The organism is Akkermansia sp. GGCC_0220, assembly GCF_017566105.1.
Classification (GTDB): domain Bacteria; phylum Verrucomicrobiota; class Verrucomicrobiia; order Verrucomicrobiales; family Akkermansiaceae; genus Akkermansia; species Akkermansia massiliensis.
On the sequence record NZ_JABFCI010000169.1, the window covers coordinates 1 to 219 of the forward strand.

General features: G+C 45.2%; 1 protein-coding gene. It reads right to left on the bottom strand.

What is annotated here, in order from left to right:
• On the bottom strand, positions 1–219 hold a 219-nt coding region (locus HJW02_RS13425), incomplete at both ends, for a S46 family peptidase (protein ID WP_208050744.1).

Here is a 219-nt window from a genome sequence, read left to right on the forward strand (position 1 = left end):
GTTTCCAAACCGTTTGTTTTACTCCCCGCACATCAATCATTGCCTGGTTGATTCCATTCATCATCTCTTCGATACCATACGAAGAAAGATAACGTTCCGTACTTCCCGGATAACCAAGCGTCATGCAGAAAGAACCTTCCTTGTATCCATCCAAAGAGATAGGCGCCACATATTCAGGGTGATAAGGGACGTTGTCAGGAGAATAATCAGCCGGACCAT